The 19192-nt window shown below is 73.5% G+C and carries 15 protein-coding genes; 14 read left to right on the forward strand and 1 reads right to left on the reverse strand.

Features of this window, described 5'->3' with window-relative positions:
• Positions 1-179: 179 nt before the first annotated feature.
• From ACZ7LE_RS26625 to ACZ7LE_RS26650, 6 genes are all read left to right on the forward strand, one after another.
• Positions 180-926 (forward strand): IclR family transcriptional regulator, encoded by a 747-nt coding sequence (locus tag ACZ7LE_RS26625; protein WP_470406224.1) that lies wholly within the window; start codon positions 180-182, stop codon positions 924-926.
• A gap of 117 nt (positions 927-1043) precedes the next feature.
• Positions 1044-2630, forward strand: coding sequence for a malate synthase A (aceB, locus tag ACZ7LE_RS26630; RefSeq protein WP_470406225.1), 1587 nt, complete (start codon positions 1044-1046; stop codon positions 2628-2630).
• A gap of 136 nt (positions 2631-2766) precedes the next feature.
• Positions 2767-4209, forward strand: coding sequence for an FAD-linked oxidase C-terminal domain-containing protein (locus tag ACZ7LE_RS26635; protein ID WP_470406226.1), 1443 nt, complete (start codon positions 2767-2769; stop codon positions 4207-4209).
• A complete protein-coding gene (locus tag ACZ7LE_RS26640) occupies positions 4209-5537 on the forward strand; it encodes an FAD-binding oxidoreductase (protein WP_470406227.1) in 1329 nt (442 codons plus the stop codon). The genes ACZ7LE_RS26635 and ACZ7LE_RS26640 overlap by 1 nt, the downstream gene beginning before the upstream one ends.
• Positions 5537-6904 (forward strand): heterodisulfide reductase-related iron-sulfur binding cluster, encoded by a 1368-nt coding sequence (locus tag ACZ7LE_RS26645; protein ID WP_470406228.1) that lies wholly within the window; start codon positions 5537-5539, stop codon positions 6902-6904. The genes ACZ7LE_RS26640 and ACZ7LE_RS26645 overlap by 1 nt, the downstream gene beginning before the upstream one ends.
• A 119-nt stretch (positions 6905-7023) precedes the next feature.
• On the forward strand, positions 7024-8841 hold the full coding sequence (locus tag ACZ7LE_RS26650; protein WP_470406229.1) for an L-lactate permease: 1818 nt from the start codon (positions 7024-7026) through the stop codon (positions 8839-8841).
• A gap of 137 nt (positions 8842-8978) precedes the next feature.
• Here ACZ7LE_RS26650 and ACZ7LE_RS26655 read toward each other — a convergent pair whose 3' ends face one another.
• The gene (locus tag ACZ7LE_RS26655; protein ID WP_470406230.1) at positions 8979-10058 is read right to left on the reverse strand and encodes a hypothetical protein; all 1080 of its coding nucleotides are present in this window, start codon (positions 10056-10058) and stop codon (positions 8979-8981) included.
• A 342-nt stretch (positions 10059-10400) separates the two neighbouring features.
• On the opposite strand from ACZ7LE_RS26655, the gene ACZ7LE_RS26660 reads away from it, so the two are divergent.
• The 8 genes from ACZ7LE_RS26660 to ACZ7LE_RS26695 all read left to right on the forward strand — a co-directional run bounded on the left by ACZ7LE_RS26660 (position 10401) and on the right by ACZ7LE_RS26695 (position 19189).
• Entirely contained in the window at positions 10401-11588 is a 1188-nt protein-coding gene (locus ACZ7LE_RS26660; protein ID WP_470406231.1) for a hypothetical protein, read from the forward strand.
• Positions 11585-12592 carry an HAD-IIA family hydrolase gene (locus ACZ7LE_RS26665; protein WP_470406232.1) on the forward strand — a complete coding sequence of 336 codons (1008 nt, stop codon included), beginning with the start codon at positions 11585-11587 and terminating at the stop codon, positions 12590-12592. The genes ACZ7LE_RS26660 and ACZ7LE_RS26665 overlap by 4 nt, the downstream gene beginning before the upstream one ends.
• Before the next feature lie 404 nt (positions 12593-12996).
• A complete protein-coding gene (locus ACZ7LE_RS26670) occupies positions 12997-13173 on the forward strand; it encodes a hypothetical protein (RefSeq protein WP_400544452.1) in 177 nt (58 codons plus the stop codon).
• Positions 13174-13178: 5 nt separating this feature from the next.
• Positions 13179-14174 carry a TlyA family RNA methyltransferase gene (locus ACZ7LE_RS26675; protein WP_470406233.1) on the forward strand — a complete coding sequence of 332 codons (996 nt, stop codon included), beginning with the start codon at positions 13179-13181 and terminating at the stop codon, positions 14172-14174.
• Entirely contained in the window at positions 14171-15118 is a 948-nt protein-coding gene (locus ACZ7LE_RS26680) for an NAD kinase (RefSeq protein WP_377229968.1), read from the forward strand. Before ACZ7LE_RS26675 ends, ACZ7LE_RS26680 begins: the two co-directional genes overlap by 4 nt.
• 8 nt (positions 15119-15126) lie before the next feature.
• Complete coding sequence (gene recN / locus ACZ7LE_RS26685; protein WP_470406234.1) at positions 15127-16881, forward strand: DNA repair protein RecN; 1755 nt, start codon at positions 15127-15129, stop codon at positions 16879-16881.
• A gap of 5 nt (positions 16882-16886) precedes the next feature.
• Positions 16887-18110 carry a putative cytokinetic ring protein SteA gene (steA, locus tag ACZ7LE_RS26690; protein WP_470406235.1) on the forward strand — a complete coding sequence of 408 codons (1224 nt, stop codon included), beginning with the start codon at positions 16887-16889 and terminating at the stop codon, positions 18108-18110.
• A gap of 89 nt (positions 18111-18199) precedes the next feature.
• The gene (locus tag ACZ7LE_RS26695) at positions 18200-19189 is read left to right on the forward strand and encodes a copper transporter (RefSeq protein ID WP_470406236.1); all 990 of its coding nucleotides are present in this window, start codon (positions 18200-18202) and stop codon (positions 19187-19189) included.
• The last annotated feature ends 3 nt before the right edge of the window (positions 19190-19192 follow it).

Here is a 19192-nt window from a genome sequence, read left to right on the forward strand (position 1 = left end):
GTGGGAGAGTAGGACGCCGCCGGACAACCATTCCCAGCAAGGGGGTGGGGTGCCCGACCAGCAATGGTCGGAGACACCCCACCCCCTTCCTGCATGCCCAAAAACAGTTCCTCGCTTCCGCCCTGTGGAATGCTGGTTCCGTCAGCCGACAGGTCTGACGTTCCGGTGAGGAGAGCGACGTGGCAGAACCTGGTGTGCAGTCGGTCGAGCGAGCGCTCGACCTGCTGGAGATGCTGGCCGAGCACGGCGGCGACGCCGGCCTGAGCGAGCTCTCCGAGCAGTCCGGGCTGCCCCTGCCGACCATCCACCGCCTGATGCGCACCCTGGTCGCCCGCGGTTACGCCCGCCGGCTGCCCTCACGCCGCTATGCGCTCGGCGCCCGCGTGATGGGACTCGGCGACGCGGCCGGCCGTCAGCTCGGCTCCGGCGCCCGGCGGCACCTGGCGCGCATCGCGCGGGAGCTCGGGGAGACCGCGAACCTGGCGATGCTCGACGGGGAGATGGCCGTCTACGTGGCGCAGTCGGCGTCGTCGCACTCGATGCGGATGTTCACCGAGGTGGGGCGGCGTGTGCACCTGCACAGCACCGGGGTGGGCAAGGCGCTGCTGGGCGAGCTGCCCGACTCCGCTGTGCGCGACATCGCCGCACGTGCCGGCCTCGCGGCCGCGACCGACCGGACGATCACCGACGTCGCGGCGCTCCTCGCCGCCGTCGGGGAGATCCGTGAACGCGGGTACGCCGTGGACGACGGTGAGCAGGAGGTCGGCGTGCGGTGCTTCGCCGTCGTCGTGCCCGGGGTGCCCGTACCTACCGCGCTGTCCGTGTCCGGGCCCGCCGCGCGGGTGTCGTTCGAGTTCGGGGAGCGTGCCGTTCCGGTGCTGCACGAGGTCGCACGGGAGATCGCCGCGGAGCTGTCCGGGGGTTGAGCCGCGCGGCCGCGTTGACCGCGTGTCGTCGGGCACCTAGGGTTTTCACTAGGAAGTATTTGGATTCCGTATCGTGGAATACGGCGGGATCGAGCCGATCGACCAAAGGAACTCGACGTGGACACTCCGGACGGCCTGACGATCACCGGCGACATCGCGCCCCGCGCGGAGGAGGTGCTCACCCCGCAGGCGCTCGGGCTGATCATCGCCCTGCACCGCGAGCTCGACGACCGACGGCTCGAGCTGCTGGAGGCGCGGCGCCGGCGGGTCGAGGACCTGGCGGCCGGCGGCACCCTGGACTTCCTGCCCGAGACCCGGCACATCCGCGAGGACCCGACGTGGCGCGTCGCACCCGCGGCGCCCGGGATCGAGGACCGGCGCTGCGAGATCACCGGCCCCACCGACCGCAAGATGACGATCAACGCGCTCAACTCGGGCGCGAAGGCGTGGCTTGCCGACCACGAGGACGCGAACACGCCGCAGTGGAGCGCTGTGGTGGGCGGGCAGCTCAACCTGCTCGACGCGATCAACCGGAACATCGACTTCACAGGCGACAACGGCAAGCACTACGCGCTCAAGCCGGACGCGGAGCTCGCGACGATCATCGTGCGGCCCCGCGGCTGGCACCTGCCGGAGAAGCATCTGCTCGTGGACGGCCGTCCGGCGTCGGGCAGCCTGGTGGACTTCGCCCTCTACCTGGCCACCGCGGGCCTGCGGCAGATCGAGAAGGGCCAGGGCCCGTACTTCTACCTGCCCAAGATGGAGTCGCACCGGGAGGCGCGGCTCTGGAACGACGCGTTCGTGCTGGCCCAGGACTTCCTCGGCATCCCGCAGGGCACCATCCGGGCCACCGTGCTCATCGAGACCTACCCCGCGGCGTTCGAGATGGAGGAGATCCTCTACGAGCTGCGGGAGCACAGCGCCGGCTTGAACGCCGGCCGCTGGGACTTCATGTTCTCCGTGATCAAGTCGTTCCGGACCCGCGGCACCGACTTCATGCTGCCCGACCGCAACGCCGTCACGATGACCGTGCCCTTCATGCGCGCCTACACGGAGCTGCTGGTCAAGACCTGTCACACCCGGGGCGCGCACGCGATCGGTGGGATGGCCGCGTTCATCCCGAGCCGCGACGAGGAGGTCAACGCGGCCGCGTTCGCCAAGGTGCGCGACGACAAGACCCGCGAGGCGAACGACGGTTTCGACGGGTCGTGGGTGGCCCACCCCGGGATGGTCGAGCTCTGCACGGAGGTCTTCACGTCGGTGCTGGGCGACCGGCCGAACCAGATCGACCGCACCCGCGAGGAGGTGCACGTCACCGCGGCACAGCTGCTCGACGTCGCGTCCACACCCGGCGACGTCACCGAGGCGGGGCTGCGCAACAACATCTCGGTGGGCATCCAGTACCTCAAGGCGTGGCTCGGCGGGCTGGGCGCCGTCGCGATCTTCAACCTCATGGAGGACGCCGCGACGGCGGAGATCTCCCGCTCGCAGGTGTGGCAGTGGCTGCACAACGACGTCACACTCGCGGACACCGGTCAACAGGTCACGCGCGAGCTGATCGACCGGATCGTCGAGGAGGAGATCGCCAAGCTGCCGGGCGACGCGGCAGACTACGCGGAGGCGAAGCAGACGTTCCTGGAGGTGGCGGTCGCCGACGACTACGCCGACTTCCTGACCCTCCCGGCCTACGCCCGCATGCCCTGACCTACTTTCGTTGAGTGCTGGGTATTTGTTGCCGCCAGGCCCTGGCGGCAACAAATACCCAGCACTCAACGGAGGACCGTGCAACGAGGAGGTTGCCTTGGGTGTCAGCACGTCAGGCGAGTCAGGATTGTCCGGTGTGGTCGCCGAGCTGATCGGGGCGCTCGGGGGCGAACGGGTCGTCACGGACCGGCAGCGACGGCGGACGTACGAGTGCGACGGGCTCGCCGCGTACCGCGTGATCCCCGGCGTGGTGGTCCTGGCACGGGACGCCGCCGACGTCGCGACCACGGTGCGGGCCTGTGCCCGGCACGGCGTGCCGTTCGTCGCGCGCGGGTCGGGCACGGGGCTGTCGGGCGGGGCGCTGCCGCACGCCGAGGGCGTGCTCGTGGTCATGTCGCAGATGCGGGCGGTCCGGGAGATCGACGCCGGCAACCAGCGCGCCGTGGTCGACCCCGGCGTGATCAACCTGCACCTCACGGCGGCGGCCAGCCCCGACGGCTACTATTTCGCGCCCGACCCGTCGAGCCAGTCGGTGTGCTCGATCGGCGGGAACGTCGCCGAGAACTCCGGCGGGGCGCACTGCCTCAAGTACGGCTTCACCACCAACCACGTCACGGGCGTGGACCTGGTCACGCCGGGCGGCGAACTGGTCGAGATCGGCGGCAAGGCACCCGACGCGCCCGGCTACGACCTGCTCGGCGCGCTCGTGGGCAGCGAGGGCACGCTCGGCGTGGTCACGGCGGCGACGGTGCGCCTGACCCGGCTGCCGCAGGAGGTCCGCACCCTGCTGGCGGCTTTCCGCACCATGGACGACGCCGGAGCCGCCACCTCCGCGATCATCGCGGCGGGCGTGATCCCCGCGGCGATCGAGATGATGGACGCGCTCGCGATCGAGGCCGCGGAAGCCGCGGTGCACTGCGACTACCCGCACGGAGCGGGCGCCGTGCTCGTGGTCGAGCTGGACGGTCCGGCGCCGGACGTCGCGGGGGAGTTCGACGACGTCGTGCGCCTGTGCGAGAGCGCCGGTGCGTTCGAGGTGCGCGTCGCTGCGGACGACGACGAGCGCGCCCTGATCTGGAAAGGCCGCAAGTCCGCGTTCGCGGCGGTCGGCCGGATCAGCCCGGACTACATCGTGCAGGACGGCGTGATCCCGCGGACGGCACTGCCCCTGGTGCTCCGGCAGATCGCGGAGCTGGGCGAGCGCGCCGGCGTGCGGGTGGCGAACGTCTTCCACGCCGGCGACGGCAACCTGCACCCGCTCGTGCTGTTCGACGGCGCGGTCGAGGGCGCCGTCGAACGCGCGGAGGCGGTGGCCGGCGGCATCCTCGACCTGTGCCTGGAGCACGGCGGGTCCATCACGGGTGAGCACGGCGTGGGCGCCGACAAGGCCAAGCACATGCCGCGCATGTTCACCGAGGACGACCTCGACACGATGCAGGCGGTGCGCTGCGCGTTCGACCCCGACGGCATCTCCAACCCCGGCAAGGTGTTCCCCACGCCGCGGCTGTGCGGGGAGCGGCCGGGGCGGCACCAGGGCGCGCACCCCCTGGCGGAGTCCGGCGTGGCGGAGGTCTTCTGATGGTGGACCTGCAGCGCCTCGACGACGCGCTGCGGCAGCACGGGGGAGAGGTGCGGGAGGCAGGTCCGGGGGACGCCATCGACGGGGTGCCCGCCACGGCGGTCGTGCGGCCGGCGACGGCGGAGGGGGTGTCGGCCGTGCTGCGCGAGGCGACCGCGCAGGGACTCGTCACCGTGGCACGCGGGGCCGGCACGGCCCTCGACTGGGGCGCGCCGCCCGAGCGGGCCGACCTGATCCTGGACACGACGGGTCTGGACCGGCTCGTGGAGCACGGCGCGGGCGACCTCGTGGTGGTCGCGGAGGCCGGGCTGCCTGTCGCCGCGCTGTCGGAGACGGTCGGTCGGGCCGCCCAGGAGCTGGTCGTGGACCTGCCGCCGGGTCGGCTCGCGGGTGGGTCCACCGTGGGCGGCATGCTGTCGACCGGCGCGTCCGGGCCGCGCCGGCTGCAACGGGGCGCGGTGCGTGACCTCGTGCTGGGCGCCACGGTCGTGCTCGCCGACGGCACCCGGGCCTCCTCGGGCGGCAAGGTGGTCAAGAACGTCGCCGGGTACGACCTCGCCAAGCTCCTGACCGGCGCGTACGGCACCCTCGGCGTGGTGGTCCGGGCCGCGTTCCGGCTGCATCCGGCCCGGCCGGCCCGGGCCTTCGCGATCGGCTCCGGTCCGTCGGTCGACGTCGCCGCGCGAGCACGGGACGTGGTCGCCTCGCAGCTCGCGCCCGCGGCGGTCGAGCTCGACCGGACCGCGGGGAGCGACGTGGCCGAGGTAGCGGTGCTGCTGGAGGGGACGGCGGACGCCGTCGGGCAGCGGGCCGCCGCTGCCGCCGAGCTGCTGGGCGGGCGGGTCCAGGCCGGGCCGCCGTCGTGGTGGGGCGAGCTGCCCGGGGAGTCGGCAGGCGGCCTCTCGCAGGTCGAGCTTGTCGAGACCGGGGTCTCGACAAGCTCGACCAGCGGTGGGCCGACCGGCGGAGGCCCGACCCTGGCCAAGGCGACCGCCACGCTCACCGGGGTTGCGGGTCTGCTCGCGGCGGCGCGGGATGCCGAGCAGCGGTACGACGTCGGGATAGCGCTGCGCGGGACCGTCGCCGGGGTGCTGCACGCCGCCGTGACGGGCTCGCCCGAGGCGACCGCGCTCGCCGTCGGGCACCTGCGGGCGGCCGCACCCACCCCGCGCGAGGGGACCGTGACCGTGCTGCGGGCGTCGCGCGAGGTGCGGGCGGCGCTCGACGCGTGGGGTCCGGTGGCCGGGCTCGACCTGATGCGTGCGATCAAGCGACAGCTCGATCCCGGGCGGAACCTGGCGCCCGGCCGATTCGTGGGAGGCATCTGATGACCGAGGCGAAGCCGGACCTGCTGGGCTCCTTCGACGGACCGGGGTCCGACGGGCCCGGGTTCAACGGGCAGGGCGCCTTCGACGCGCATCGTCCGCCGTCGCGGGAGCTGGTGGACGACTGCGTGCACTGCGGGTTCTGCCTTCCCGCGTGTCCTACCTATTCGCTGTGGGGCGAGGAGATGGACTCGCCGCGCGGCCGGATCCAGCTCATGAAGCAGGGGCTCGAGGGCGAGCCGATGACGCCGGCGCTCGTCCAGCACGTCGACGCGTGCCTCGGCTGCATGGCGTGCGTGACGGCGTGCCCGTCGGGGGTGCAGTACGACAGGCTCGTCGAGGCGACGCGGCAGCAGGTCGAGCGGCGCGGCGCCGAGCACCGGACGCGGGGGCAGCGGCTGCTGCGGTCGGCGATCTTCGCGCTGTTCCCGCGGCCGGAACGGCTGCGGCGCGTGCTCCCGCTGCTCGCGGCCTATCAGCGTTCGGGGCTGTCGCGGCTGGTGCGCCCGGTCCTGGCCCGGACCTCGCCGACGCTCGCGACGATGGAGGCGATCGCGCCGCCCGTGGGCCCGCGCATCCCGGTGCCGGCGCGCGTGCCCGCCGTCGGGGAGCGGCGGATGACGGTCGGGCTGCTGCTGGGCTGTGTGCAGCGCGAGTTCTATCCCGGCGTCAACGCCGCGACGGCGCGGGTGCTCGCGGCGGAGGGCTGCGACGTTGTCGTGCCGCCGGACCAGGGGTGCTGCGGTGCGCTGTCCGTGCACGCCGGGCGCGAGGCCGAGGGGCTGGACTATGCGCGGGCTCTGATCGACGCGTTCGCGGACGCCGGTGTGGAGCGGATCGTGGCGAACTCGGCCGGGTGCGGCTCCACGATGAAGGACTACGCGGACCTGCTGGCGGACGACCCGGAGTACGCCGAACGCGCAGCCGCCTTCGCGGTGCGGACCCGGGACGTCTCCGAGGTGCTGGCGGAGCTGGAGCCCGTCGCGCCGCGGCATTCGCTGCCACTGACCGTGGCCTATCACGACGCCTGCCACCTGCGGCACGCGCAGGGTGTCAAGGCCCAGCCGCGCGCGGTCCTCGCGACGATCCCGGGACTCGTGGTCAAGGAGATCGCCGAGGGCGACATGTGCTGCGGGTCGGCCGGGATCTACAACCTGACGAACCCCGGGCCGGCGCGCGAGCTGGGCGACCGCAAGGCCGCGCACGTGGCGGCGACCGGCGCCGAGCTGTTGGTCACGTCCAACCCGGGGTGCCTGCTGCAGATCACCGACGCGTTGTCCCGGCAGGGTCGCGCCATGCCGACGGCGCACATGGTGCTGGTGCTGGACGCGTCGCTGCGCGGAGCAGGGCCGGAGACGCTCACCGGGTGAAGTTCGGTACTCCCGTCCGTCCGGGGTAACTGCTACGTTTGTCGGTAAGTGGATTGAAAATTCCGACATGCGAAATTTCAGCGAACCCTACCCGGCAACGGCGCCGGACTGGAGTCACCATGGACAATCTCGGTGTTCTCGCCCTGCTCGCCCTCCTCCCGATCCTGATCGTCGGAACCCTCTTGCTCGGGTTCCGGTGGCCCGCCCGCACGGCGATGCCCGTCGGCCTGGCGGCGGTGGTGCTCATCGCGCTGTTCGCGTGGCGGATGTCGCTGGTCGCCGTCGGCGCGTCCGTCGTCCAGGGCCTGCTGATCGCGATCGGCCTGCTCTGGATCATCTTCGGTGCCCTGCTGATGCTGGAGACCCTCACCAAGAGCGGGGCGCTCCAGACGATCCGCGCGGGCTTCACGACGATCAGCCCGGACCGGCGCGTCCAGGTCATCATCGTGGCCTGGCTCTTCGGGTCGTTCATCGAGGGCGCTGCCGGATTCGGCACGCCGGCTGCCGTCGTCGCGCCGCTGATGCTGGCCCTGGGCTTTCCCGCGGCAGCCGCCGTGATGGCGGGCCTGATCATCCAGTCCACGCCGGTGAGCTTCGGCGCCGTCGGTACCCCGATGCTGACCGGGCTCGGGACGGGGCTCGCGGACACCTCCGGAGCCCTCGCCCCCGAGGTGCAGGCCCGGGCCGACGCGCTCGGACTGGACCACCTGGGATTCATCGCGCACACCGCCACGCAGGTCGCCACGATCCACGCGATCGTCGGCGTCCTGGTGCCGCTCATCCTGGTCACCCTCATGTGCGGCTTCTACGGCGAGAAGCGGTCGTTCCGCGCCGGGCTCGCCGTCGCGCCGTTCGCCCTCTACGCGGCGCTCGCGATGATCGTCCCGTACGTGACGGTGGCCTACGTGCTGGGGCCGGAGTTCCCGTCGATGCTCGGCGGGTTCCTCGGGCTCGTCCTCGTCATGTACACGTCCTCGAAGGGCTTCCTCATGCCCCAGGACGTGTGGGACTTCCCGCCGCGGGAGCGGTGGAGCGACCGCTGGATGGGCACCGTCGACCCGTCCGCCGAGGCAGCCACGCTGACCCGGCGGATGTCGATGGCCCGGGCCTGGTCGCCCTACGTGATCGTCGCAGGGCTGCTGCTGCTCACCCGGAACGTGCCGGCGATCAAGGAGTTCCTCACCGGCCCGGCCGTGCTCGAGGTGCCGGACATCTTCGGCACCGGGATCAGCCAGAACATGGACCTGCTGTACTCGCCGGGCGCGATCTTCCTGCTGGCGTGCCTCGTGACCTACGTGCTGCACGGGATGAGGCGGGACCAGATCGTCGCCTCGTGGAAGGTCGCGGGCGGGCAGCTCGGCGGGGCGGCGTTCGCGCTGCTGTGCGCGGTGCCGCTGGTGCGGATCTTCATCAACTCCGGGCCGGACTTCAATGCCGCCGGGCTCGACTCGATGCCGATCACGCTCGCGCAGGCCGCGGCGGACGCGGCCGGTCAGGGCTGGCCGATCGTGTCACCGTTCATCGGGGCGCTGGGTGCGTTCGTCGCGGGGTCCAACACGGTGTCCAACATGATGTTCGCGCTGTTCCAGTTCAACACGGGGCTAGGCATCGGTGCGGCCTCGCCCGAGACCGTGGCCGCGCTCCAGGCCGTCGGTGGGGCGGCGGGCAACATGGTGGCCGTGCACAACGTGGTCGCCGCGGCGGCGACCGTCGGGCTGCTCGGGCGCGAGGGCGACCTGATCCGCAAGACGATCCTGCCGATGACGTACTACTGCCTGGCGACCGGCGGGATCGGGTACCTCTGGATCTTCGGGATCGGGTTCAACGCCGGCCTGGTGGTGCTCCTGCTCGTGGTCGCGGCCCTGGTGCTGGCAGCCGTGCGGATGCTGCGCGGATCCGACGCGTACAACCCGGAGGTCGCACCGGCCCGGGTCTGAGCCCGGGCGCTGGTGCCGGCCTGGTTCGGCACTCTGGGTGTGAGGTCGGCAGGTCGTATCGAGATCGGCACAGCCCTGTGCCGATCTCGATACGACCTGCTGGCCTGCGCGGTGACGGCGACGGGTGGACGTGCACGTCACAGTCCCTCGACCACGGGGAGCGGCCGCTCCCGTGGGAGAATGTTCGGGCATCTGTCATCGAAGGGAACACCGTGAACGAAACGCCCCGTGACCAGGGGAACGACCGCGAGGGCGACCGCCGCGGCGAGCGCAAGGGCGCCTACCGCAACGACGGCAACGGCCCGCGTCGCGACGACCGGGGCGGTGAGCGCGGTGGAGACCGGGGCCGCCGGTATGACGGCGCCCGCGGAGGCAGTGCGCCCCGGCGCGACGACGACCGGCCGCGTCGGTCCTTCGACGACCGCGGCGGCGATCGTCCGCGTCGGGACGACCGCGGCGGCGACCGTCCGTACCGGAGCGGCAGTGACGACCGTCCCCGCCGTCCGTACGGCGACCGGGACAACCGGGGCGACCGGGGCAGCGACTTCCGGGGCGGCCGCGACGACCGCGGCGCGCGGAACGACCGTCCGTACCGGGGCAACGACGACCGTCCGCGCCGCTCCTTCGACGACCGCGACAACCGCGGGCCGCGCCGCGACGACGACGGGCCCCGCCGGAGCTTCGACCGGGACGACCGCCCGCGGCGGTCGTTCGACGGCGACCGTCCGCGGCGGAGCTTCGACGACCGCGGTGGGAACCGCCCGGCGCGGCGCGACGACGACCGTCCGCGCCGTTCGTTCGACGACCGCGGCGGCGACCGTCCGCGTCGTACCGAGGGTGACCGTCCGTTCCGGCGCAACGACGACGAGCGTCCCCGCCGTTCGTTCGAGGACCGCGACAACCGTGGCCCGCGCCGCGATGACGACCGTCCCCGCCGTTCCTTCGACGACCGTGGTGACCGGCCGCGTCGTTCGTTCGAGGACCGCGACAACCGTGGCCCCCGTCGTGACGACGACCGTCCCCGCCGTTCCTTCGACGACCGTGGTGACCGGCCGCGCCGTCCGTACGGCGACCGCGACGACCGGGGCGCGCGCGACAACCGCGGGCGGGACGACCGCCCGCAGCGGTCGTTCGACGACCGGCCCCGCCGCTCGTTCGAGGACCGCGGGGGCGACCGTCCCCGCCGTGACGAGGGCGACCGGTCGTTCCGGCGCCACGACGACGACCGGCCGCGCCGTCCGTACGGCGACCGCGACGACCGCGGTGGCCGCGATTCGCGTGGCGGACGCGACGACCGTGGCGGACGCGACGGGGGTGCGCGTCCGTTCCGCGGGAACGACGACCGGCCTCGCCGTGACGACCGCGGGAGCGACCGGCCCCGTCGCGACGACCGGGGCGGTCACCGCCCGCGTCACGACGAGCGCGGCGGCGACCGCGCGAGCCGCTCGTTCGGCGACCGCGACGACCGTCCGCGTCAGGACGCCGGCGAGGAGCGCGCCACCCGCGTCCCGGAGCCGGAGATCGCGGAGGACGCTTCGTTCAGCCAGCTCGACCGCGACGTGCGTTCGCGCCTGCGCGGGCTGAGCAAGGAGCACGCAGAATACGTGGGGCTGCACCTGGTGATGGCGGGCCGGCTGCTCGACGTCGACCCGGAGCGCGCCTACGAGCACACCCAGGCCGCGGTGCGCGGCGCCGGCCGCATCGACATCGTGCGCGAGGCCGCCGGCCTCGCCGCGTACCACACCAACCGTTACGCGGAGGCGCTGCGCGAGCTGCGCACCGTCCGCCGGCTGAACGGCTCGTCGGAGCACCTGCCGATCATGGCCGACGCCGAGCGTGGCCTCGGCCGTCCGGAGCGCGCCCTGGCGCTCGCGGCCTCCGAGGAGGCCGCGACGCTGGACGCGACCGGCCGGATCGAGCTCGCGATCGTGGCGAGCGGTGCCCGCTCGGACCTGGGCGAGCACGACGCCGCCCTGGCCGTGCTCGACAAGGTCTCGGCCGAGGACGCCCAGGGCGACCTCGGGCTGCGCGTGGTGCAGGCTCGCGCCGTGGCGCTCGAGGCCGCGGGCCGGGCCGACGAGGCGGCCGCGCTCCTGGCGTCGGTCGACAGCGAGGCCCTCGAGCGGGCGATCGGTGCGCAGACGCCGGACGAGGACATCACCGTGTTCGACGTCGAGGAGGACGCGGCGATCGCCGAGCAGGAGTACGCCGCGGAGCACCCGGAGGAGTTCGCGGACGACGAGGACTCGGACGACGAGGACTCGGACGAGGACGACGACGAGGACGAGGAGGACGAGGACTCCGCTGACTCCGCCGATTCCGGGGACTCCCCGGATTCTGCTGACTCTGCCGATTCTGCCGATTCTGCCGACTCGGCTGACTCACCCGACTCTGCCGATTCCGCGGACTCCGCTGACGAGGACGACGAGGACGACGACGAGGAGTCTCACGGCTCTGACAGCGACGAGTCTCACGAGGACGAGTCCGGCAGCGACGAGTCCGACGGCGACGAGGACGGTGCCAACGAGCCCGAGGCCGACGCCGTCGACGAGCCGAGTGTCGCCGAGTCCGACGAGGCGTCCGCCGCTCCGTCGACCGGTGCCGCCGACCCGTCGCCCGAGACCGTGGTGACGGAGACCGAGGTGTCGACGACCGACACCGACGCGACCGACACCGACGCGACCGACACCGAGGGAGAGCCGACCGCCGAGGGCGACCGGTCCGGCGTCGGGCAGGAGAAGGAGTGACGGCGACCGCCGGGCTGCTGGGGAGCGACGTCCCGCTCGCCGAGGCCTACGACCTCGCGCTCGTCGACCTGGACGGCGTCGCGTACAAGGGGCACCTGCCGATCGAGCACGCGTCGGCGAGCCTTGCCGCGGCGCGGTCGGGCGGGATGCGGCTCCTGTTCGTGACGAACAACGCGTCGCGTGAGCCGGAGGACGTCGCGGGCCAGCTCACCGGCCTCGACATCCCGACCGACCCGGACGAGGTGATGACCGCCGCGCAGGCCTGCGCGGCGCTGCTCACCACGCGGCTGGACGAGGGTGCGAAGGTGCTCGTCGTGGGCGGCAAGGGCCTGGTCACGGCGGTGCGGTCCGCGGGCTTCACGGTGGTGGAGTCGGCGGACGACGAGCCCGACGCGGTCGCCCAGGGCTATTCCCCCGAGCTGGGCTGGACGCAGCTCGCGGAGGCCGCGTATGCGGTCAACCGCGGCGCCTGGCACGTGGCGAGCAACCTGGACCTGTCGCTGCCGACGGCGCGCGGGTTCGCGCCGGGGAACGGCGCCCTGGTGGGCGCCGTGGTGTCGGCGACGGGGGTCACCCCGGACAGCGCCGGCAAGCCGTCGCCCACGATGTACCGGCTCGCGGTCGAGCGGGCCCGGGCGAGCCGGCCGCTGGTGATCGGTGACCGGCTCGACACGGATCTCGCCGGCGCGCGCGGCGGCGGGTACCCGGGGCTGCACGTGCTGACGGGCGTCTCGACGGCGCGCGACGCCGTGCTGGCCGTGCCGGGGGAGCGCCCGTCATTCGTCGGGGCTGACCTGCGGGCGCTGCTGGAGCCGCACCGCGCGCCGGAGCTCGCGGACGGCTGGTACGTGTCCGGCGGCGCGGCGGCCCGGGTGTCCGACGGCGAGCTGCGGCTCGACGGCGCCGGTATCGACCTGGTTCGCGCCGCGTGCGCCGCGTCCTGGGCCGCGACGGACGCCGGCGAGCCCCTGGACCCGACGTCGGTCCCGGACCTCACGCTCTGACGCCTGTCGATCCCTGTCGCACTCTGGTCCCAGAAGGTGCGCCTCCACCCAGCCATGACGCCCGAAAACCCCGCGTTTCCGGGCCTCATGGCTGGGTGGAAGCGCACCTTGGTGGGGACCGGGACGGGCACCTGGCGGGGCGCTGCGGGCGCCGGGTGCGGCACCGGGCCGGGGTGGCGCGTCGGCGTCGGCGGGCGGCGCGGCTTCTCCCCGCAGAGAACCTGACGGAATTCTCCCGGGTTCTGTCGGAGGCGACAGGTACCGTGTCTTGCATCATGCGGACGGTCCGTGCGGCGGTCCGTCGCCGAGGAACAGGACGAGCAGGGACGAGCAGGCACCAGCACGGACGAGCACCGTCACGGACGAGCACCCTACGGACGAGCACAGTGGAGCGTTGACGCACGATGGACGAGTTCTACGAGACCGAGGAACCCGCGACCGGCCCGGCCGATCCCGAGGCGGGCGTCCGACATGCGCTCGACGCGCTCGACGGGCTCGACGACCTGCCCCCGGCCGAGCACGTCGCCCGGTTCGAGGCGGTCCATGACGCCCTGCGCGCGCATCTGAGCGGTGACGCCTGACGGTGGTGACGACGACTGTGAGCACGCGCGTGGACGCGGAGCTGGTCCGCCGCGGGCTGGCCCGTTCGCGGCGGCACGCCGCGGAGCTCGTCGCGTCCGGCCGGGTCACGGTGGCGGGACGGGCGGTGGTCAAGCCGTCCGCGGCGGTGTCCGACGGCGACGAGGTGTCGGTCGCGCCCGGCGCCGACCCCGAGCACGAGTTCGCCTCGCGCGCCGCCCTCAAGCTGGTCGGGGCGCTCGACGCCCTGGCCCGCGTGCCGGGTGGTCCGGTGGTCGAGGGCGCGTTCTGCGCCGACCTCGGCGCCTCGACCGGGGGCTTCACCGACGTGCTGCTGCGCCGCGGCGCCGCCCACGTGGTGGCGGTCGACGTGGGCCACGACCAGATCGTGCCGGCGCTGCGTGCCGACGACCGGGTGACCGTGGTCGAGGGTCTCAACGTCCGCGACCTGACGCCGGGCGACCTGGCGCAGGCGCCGGACCTCGTGGTCGCCGACCTCTCGTTCATCTCCCTGACCGTCGTGCTGCCCGCCGTCGCGGCCGTGCTGCGCCCGTGGGCCCAGGCGCTGCTGATGGTCAAGCCGCAGTTCGAGGTGGGGCGCGAGCGGCTGGGCAGCGGGGGCGTGGTGCGCGACCGCGCGCTGCACGCCGAGGCGGTCTCCACCGTGCTGCGCACGGCCGAGGGCCTGGGTCTGCTGGCGCGCGCGGTGGTGCCGAGCCCGCTGCCGGGACCGAGCGGCAACCGCGAGTTCTTCGTGTGGCTCACGCCGGCGGGCGCGACCGACTGGACCCCCGGGGACGACCTGGCCCTCGCGGCGGCGGTCGAGACGGCGGTGGCCTGGGACCCGGCTCACGGCGAGCCCGCGACGCGGCCCGGCCACCCGCCGGAGCCGCCGGCCGTCGTCGTCCACGGACGGCAGGACGACGCACCCCCGGCCGACGGGCCGACAGACGAGCAGGAACAGCAGGAACAGCACACCGACAAGAAGGAGCCCCGACCGTGACCCGGCGCGTCCTCATCGTGACCCATGGCGGTCGTCCCCAGGCGGTCGCCGCGCTGGCCGAGGCGCTGCGCGAGCTGAAGGCCGCCGGCTTCGAGTACACGCTGCACGACGACGCGCTCGCGGAGGAGTTCGGCGACCACATGGCGGCCAAGCGCCTCGCGGAGGGCGTGCACAACGCCGAGGCCGTGATGGTGCTGGGCGGCGACGGCACGATCCTGCGCGCGGCGGAGCTGACCCGCGGCACGGACGTGCCGCTGCTCGGCGTGAACCTCGGCCACGTCGGCTTCCTCGCGGAGTCGGAGCGCGAGGACCTCGGCGCCGCCGTCCGGCGGCTGGTCGCGCGGGACTACGACGTGGAGGAGCGCGCCACGGTCGACGTGACGGTGCACCTGCCGGGCACGGCGGAGCCGGTGGTCGGCTGGGCGCTGAACGAGGCGACCGTCGAGAAGGCGTCGCGCGACCGCATGCTCGAGGTCGCGATCGGGGTGGACGGCCGCCCGCTGCTGTCGTTCGGCTGCGACGGCGTGGTGATGTCCACCGCGACGGGCTCCACGGCCCACGCCTTCTCGGGCGGCGGGCCGGTGATCTGGCCGGACGTCGACGCCGTGCTCATGGTGCCGCTGTCGGCGCACGCGCTGTTCGCGCGGCCGCTCGTGATCGGCCCGAAGTCGCGGTACACGGTCGACGTGCTGCCGCAGTCGACGGTCGAGGGCGTGCTGACCTGTGACGGGCGACGGGAGATCCGGCTGCCCCGCGGTTCTCGCGTCGTCGTGCGCCAGGGCGGTACGGTGCGGCTCGCACGGTTGTCGAACGCGCCGTTCGCGGACCGCCTCGTGTCGAAGTTCAGCCTCCCCGTCTCGGGCTGGCGGGACCGTGTCGGGTCGGGGCAGGCAGCAGGGCAGGATGTACCTTCTGACCCAGCCGACACCACACCAGAGAATTAAGGAGTCAGGTGCTCGAGGAGATCGCTATCGAGAACCTGGGCGTCATCCGCTCGGCCCGGGTCCCCCTGTCGGACGGTCTGACCGTCATCACGGGCGAGACGGGCGCGGGCAAGACGATGGTGCTCACGGGGCTGAACCTGCTCATGGGCGCCAAGGCCGACCCGCAGTCGGTGCGCCCGGGTGCGTCGTCGGCCGCGGTCGAGGGGCGGGTCCGCGTCTCCGGGCGGGACGCCGTGCTGGGCCGCGTCGACGAGGCGGGCGGCGAGGTGGAGGACGACGGCACCGTCGTGATCCTGCGCACCATCGCCGACGGCCGCTCCCGCGCGCACCTGGGTGGGCGCGCCGTGCCGCAGGGTGTGCTCGCGGAGATCGCCGAGGACCTGTTCACCGTGCACGGCCAGGCCGACCAGCTCCGGCTGCGCACCTCAGCGAAGCAGCGCGACGCCCTGGACACGTTCGTGGGCCCCGCCCACCAGCGCGTCCTGGCCGCGTACCGCACCGCGTGGAGCGAGCGCGGCGGCCTGCTGACCGAGATCGCGGACCTCGAGGCCCGCGGCGCCGAGCGCGCCCGCGAGGTGGAGCTGCTGCGCATCGGCCTGGAGGAGATCGAGCGCGTCGAGCCCGTCAGCGGCGAGGACGTCGAGCTGCAGGCACTGATCGAGCGCCTGTCCAACGCGGAGGGCCTGCGCACGGCGGCCACCGAGGCGCACGAGGCCGTCGCGGGCGAGGACGCCGACGGCGCCCGGGAGAACGCGATCGCGCTGGTCGAGCGCGCGCGGCGCGCCCTGGACGCGGCGGCGCACTCTGACGCCGCGCTCGGCGTGCTCGCCACCCGGTTCGCCGAGGTGGGCTACCTCCTCTCGGACGTGGCCACCGACGTCGCCGCCTACGTGGACGACCTGCAGGCCGACCCGGCCGGCCTGGAGACGGCGCACAACCGGATGGCGGAGCTGAACGGCCTGACCCGGTCGTACGGCGAGACCATCGACGAGGTGCTGCAGTGGGCCAGCGACGCGGGCCTGCGCCTGCTCGACCTCGACGACGGCGGCGACCGCCTCACCTCGATGCGCGCCCGCGTGGCGGAGCTGGACGGTGAGCTGGACCGGCTGGCGGAGATCCTCACGGCCGAGCGCACCCGCGGCGCGTCCGAGCTGGCCGAGGCCGTGACGAACGAGCTGCACGGCCTCGCGATGGGCGGCGCGCACCTCGTGGTCACGGTGGACGGGCTCGACCAGCCGGGGCCGTTCGGCGCCGACCAGGTCACGTTCCTGCTGGTGCCGCACCCCGGCGCCCCGGAGCGCCCGCTCGGCAAGGGCGCGTCCGGCGGTGAGCTCTCCCGCGTGATGCTCGCCCTGGAGGTCGCCCTGGCGACGTCGGGCGGCGCGGCCGCGGCGCGCACCGCGGACACCCCGCGCAGCACGTTCGTGTTCGACGAGGTCGACGCCGGCGTCGGCGGCCGGGCGGCCGTCGAGGTGGGCCGCCGCCTGGCGCAGCTTGGGCGCAGCACCCAGGTGGTCGTCGTGACGCACCTGGCCCAGGTCGCCGCGTTCGCGGACGCCCACCTCGTGGTCACCAAGAGCTCGGACGGCGAGGCCGGCGCGAGCGACGGTGACAACGGGATGATCACGGTCACGGGCGTGCGCGAGGTCACCGCGGACGCCCGCGTCCGCGAGCTGGCGCGCATGCTGTCCGGCCAGGACGACTCGGAGACGGCGCGTACCCACGCGCTGGAGCTCCTGGAGTCCTCGGTCGTGGGACGATAGAGCGGATGAAGCTGATCTCCCGACCCGAGAAGCGCGCCGACAAGGGCGCAGCGAAGAGCGCCGCCGACCAGGCCCCGGTGCTGCCGCAGACCGTGGCGCACGGTCCCGCCCGGATCGGGGCGCGCACCAAGGAGCTCACGTCCCGGCTGAACCACGGCGACGTCGCCGTGATCGACCACGTGGACATCGACCGGGTCGCGGCCGACGCCCTGGTCTCGGCCGCACCCGTCGCCGTCCTGAACGCCGCCCCGTCGACCTCCGGCAGGTACCCCAACACGGGCCCGGACATCCTGGTCGAGGCCGGGATCGTCCTGGTGGACGACCTGGGGCCGTCGGTCATGAAGATCGACGAGCACGCCGACGTGGAGATCGTGGGCGGCGAGGTCGTCGTCGACGGCGAGGTCGTGGCCACGGGCACGTTCCAGACGCCGCGCACGGTGGCGGCGAACATGGCCGCGGCCCGCGAGGGCCTGTCGGCCGAGATCGAACGGTTCGCCGAGAACACGATGACGTACCTGCGCCGCGAGCGGGACCTCCTGCTCGACGGCGTCGGCGTGCCGGACATCCGGACCCACATCGACGGCCGGCACGTGCTGATCGTGGTGCGGGGCTATCACTACCGGGAGGACCTGGCGCAGCTGCGGTCCTACATCCGGGAGAACCGGCCCGTCCTGATCGGCGTGGACGGCGGCGCCGACGCGATCATCGACGCGGGCTGGCAGCCCGACATGATCGTGGGCGACATGGACTCCGTCTCCGACCGGGCGCTGGCCTGCGGCGCGGAGATCGTGGTGCACGCCTACCGTGACGGCAAGGCGCCCGGGCTGGAGCGCGTCAAGGCGCTCGGCGTGGAGCCCGTCGTCTTCCCCGCCACGGGGACCAGCGAGGACATCACCATGCTGCTGGCCGACGACAAGGGCGCCGAGCTCATCGTCGCCGTCGGCACGCACGCCACCCTCGTGGAGTTCCTCGACAAGGGGCGCTCGGGCATGGCCTCCACCTTCCTCACCCGGCTCCGGGTCGGCGGCAAGCTGGTCGACGCCAAGGGCGTGTCCCGGCTGTACCGCACGCGGATCTCGAACACCCAGCTCACGCTGCTGTCGGGCGCGGGTGTCGCGGCGGTGCTCGCGGCCCTGGCCTCGACCTCGGCCGGCCAGACCTTCTTCGGACTGATGGGGGCACGGTTCGACGACGTCGTGTCCTGGATCGGTAACCTGTTCGGCGGCTGACCTGCGGGAACACCTTTCCGCAAGCACGCCGCCCCGACCTGACACCGGGCCTCTCACGCCCGGAACATGCTTAAGGACTCCTTCCCACCGTGATCGACTTCCGATACCACCTCGTCTCGCTCATCTCCGTCTTCCTCGCCCTCGCGGTCGGCATCATCCTCGGCGCCGGACCCCTGCAGGGGGCGATCGGCGAGACGCTGACGGAGCAGGTGGACGCGCTGCGTGCCGAGCGTTCCGACCTGCGCACCGAGCTGGACGCCACGCAGAGCGCGCTGGACGGCGACGAGCGCTACATCGAGGCGGTCGGCACGCGCCTGGTCCCCGGCTCGCTCGAGGGCGAGCGCGTGGCGGTGGTGCAGCTCGGCGAGGTGTCGCAGGAGGTGCACGACGGCGTCCTGAACCAGCTCGACACCGCGGGCGCCTCGGTCGTCGCCAAGACGGAGCTCACGGACGCGTGGACCGACCCCGCCGAGGAGTCGACCCGCGAGACCGTGGCCGAGGGGCTGCGCGCCACCCTCGGCTCCGCGGTCCCCGAGACGGACGACCCGAACGCCATGCTCGGCGCCGCGCTGGCCCTCTCGCTCACCGGCAGCGACGGCGGCACCGACCGCAGCTCGCAGGCCACCGACCTGGAGGCCCAGCTGGAGCGGTTCGGCTTCGCCGAGCCGGGCGACGAGCAGACGGACGCCGCGCAGGCGCTCGTGCTGCTCGTGGGCCCGGCCGGGCAGCCGCAGGAGACGGCGGACGGCGCCACCGAGGAGTCGGAGCCGACGCCGGACGTGTGGACGGCCGTGACGCTGGCGGCCCAGGAGGTCTCCGGGGCGGCGGTCCTCGCCGGCCCGACGGACGACCCGGGCGACGCGGTGCAGGCCGTGCGGGACGACGAGGACATCGCCGCGGTGGTCACGACCGTCAGCGGCGTCGACCGGCTCGCGGGCCGGATCAACGTGCCGCTCGCGGTCGCGTCGCGCCTGAGCGGCGTCGTGGGGCAGTACGGGCTCGAGGACGACGCGACGGCCGTGCTGCCGCCCGCCCCCGACGTCACGGCCGGTGACACCGTGGGCGACACCGCCGGCTGAGCC

It is taken from the genome of Promicromonospora sp. NPDC110617, assembly GCF_055598465.1.

Bases quoted from the DNA above. Each gene is read 5' to 3' on its own strand.
- ACZ7LE_RS26640 (WP_470406227.1), top strand. From the start codon at position 4,209: ATGGTGGACCTGCAGCGCCTCGACGACGCGCTGCGGCAGCACGGGGGA.
- ACZ7LE_RS26645 (WP_470406228.1), top strand. From the start codon at position 5,537: ATGACCGAGGCGAAGCCGGACCTGCTGGGCTCCTTCGACGGACCGGGG.
- ACZ7LE_RS26650 (WP_470406229.1), top strand. From the start codon at position 7,024: ATGGACAATCTCGGTGTTCTCGCCCTGCTCGCCCTCCTCCCGATCCTG.
- ACZ7LE_RS26670 (WP_400544452.1), top strand. From the start codon at position 12,997: ATGGACGAGTTCTACGAGACCGAGGAACCCGCGACCGGCCCGGCCGAT.
- steA (WP_470406235.1), top strand. From the start codon at position 16,887: ATGAAGCTGATCTCCCGACCCGAGAAGCGCGCCGACAAGGGCGCAGCG.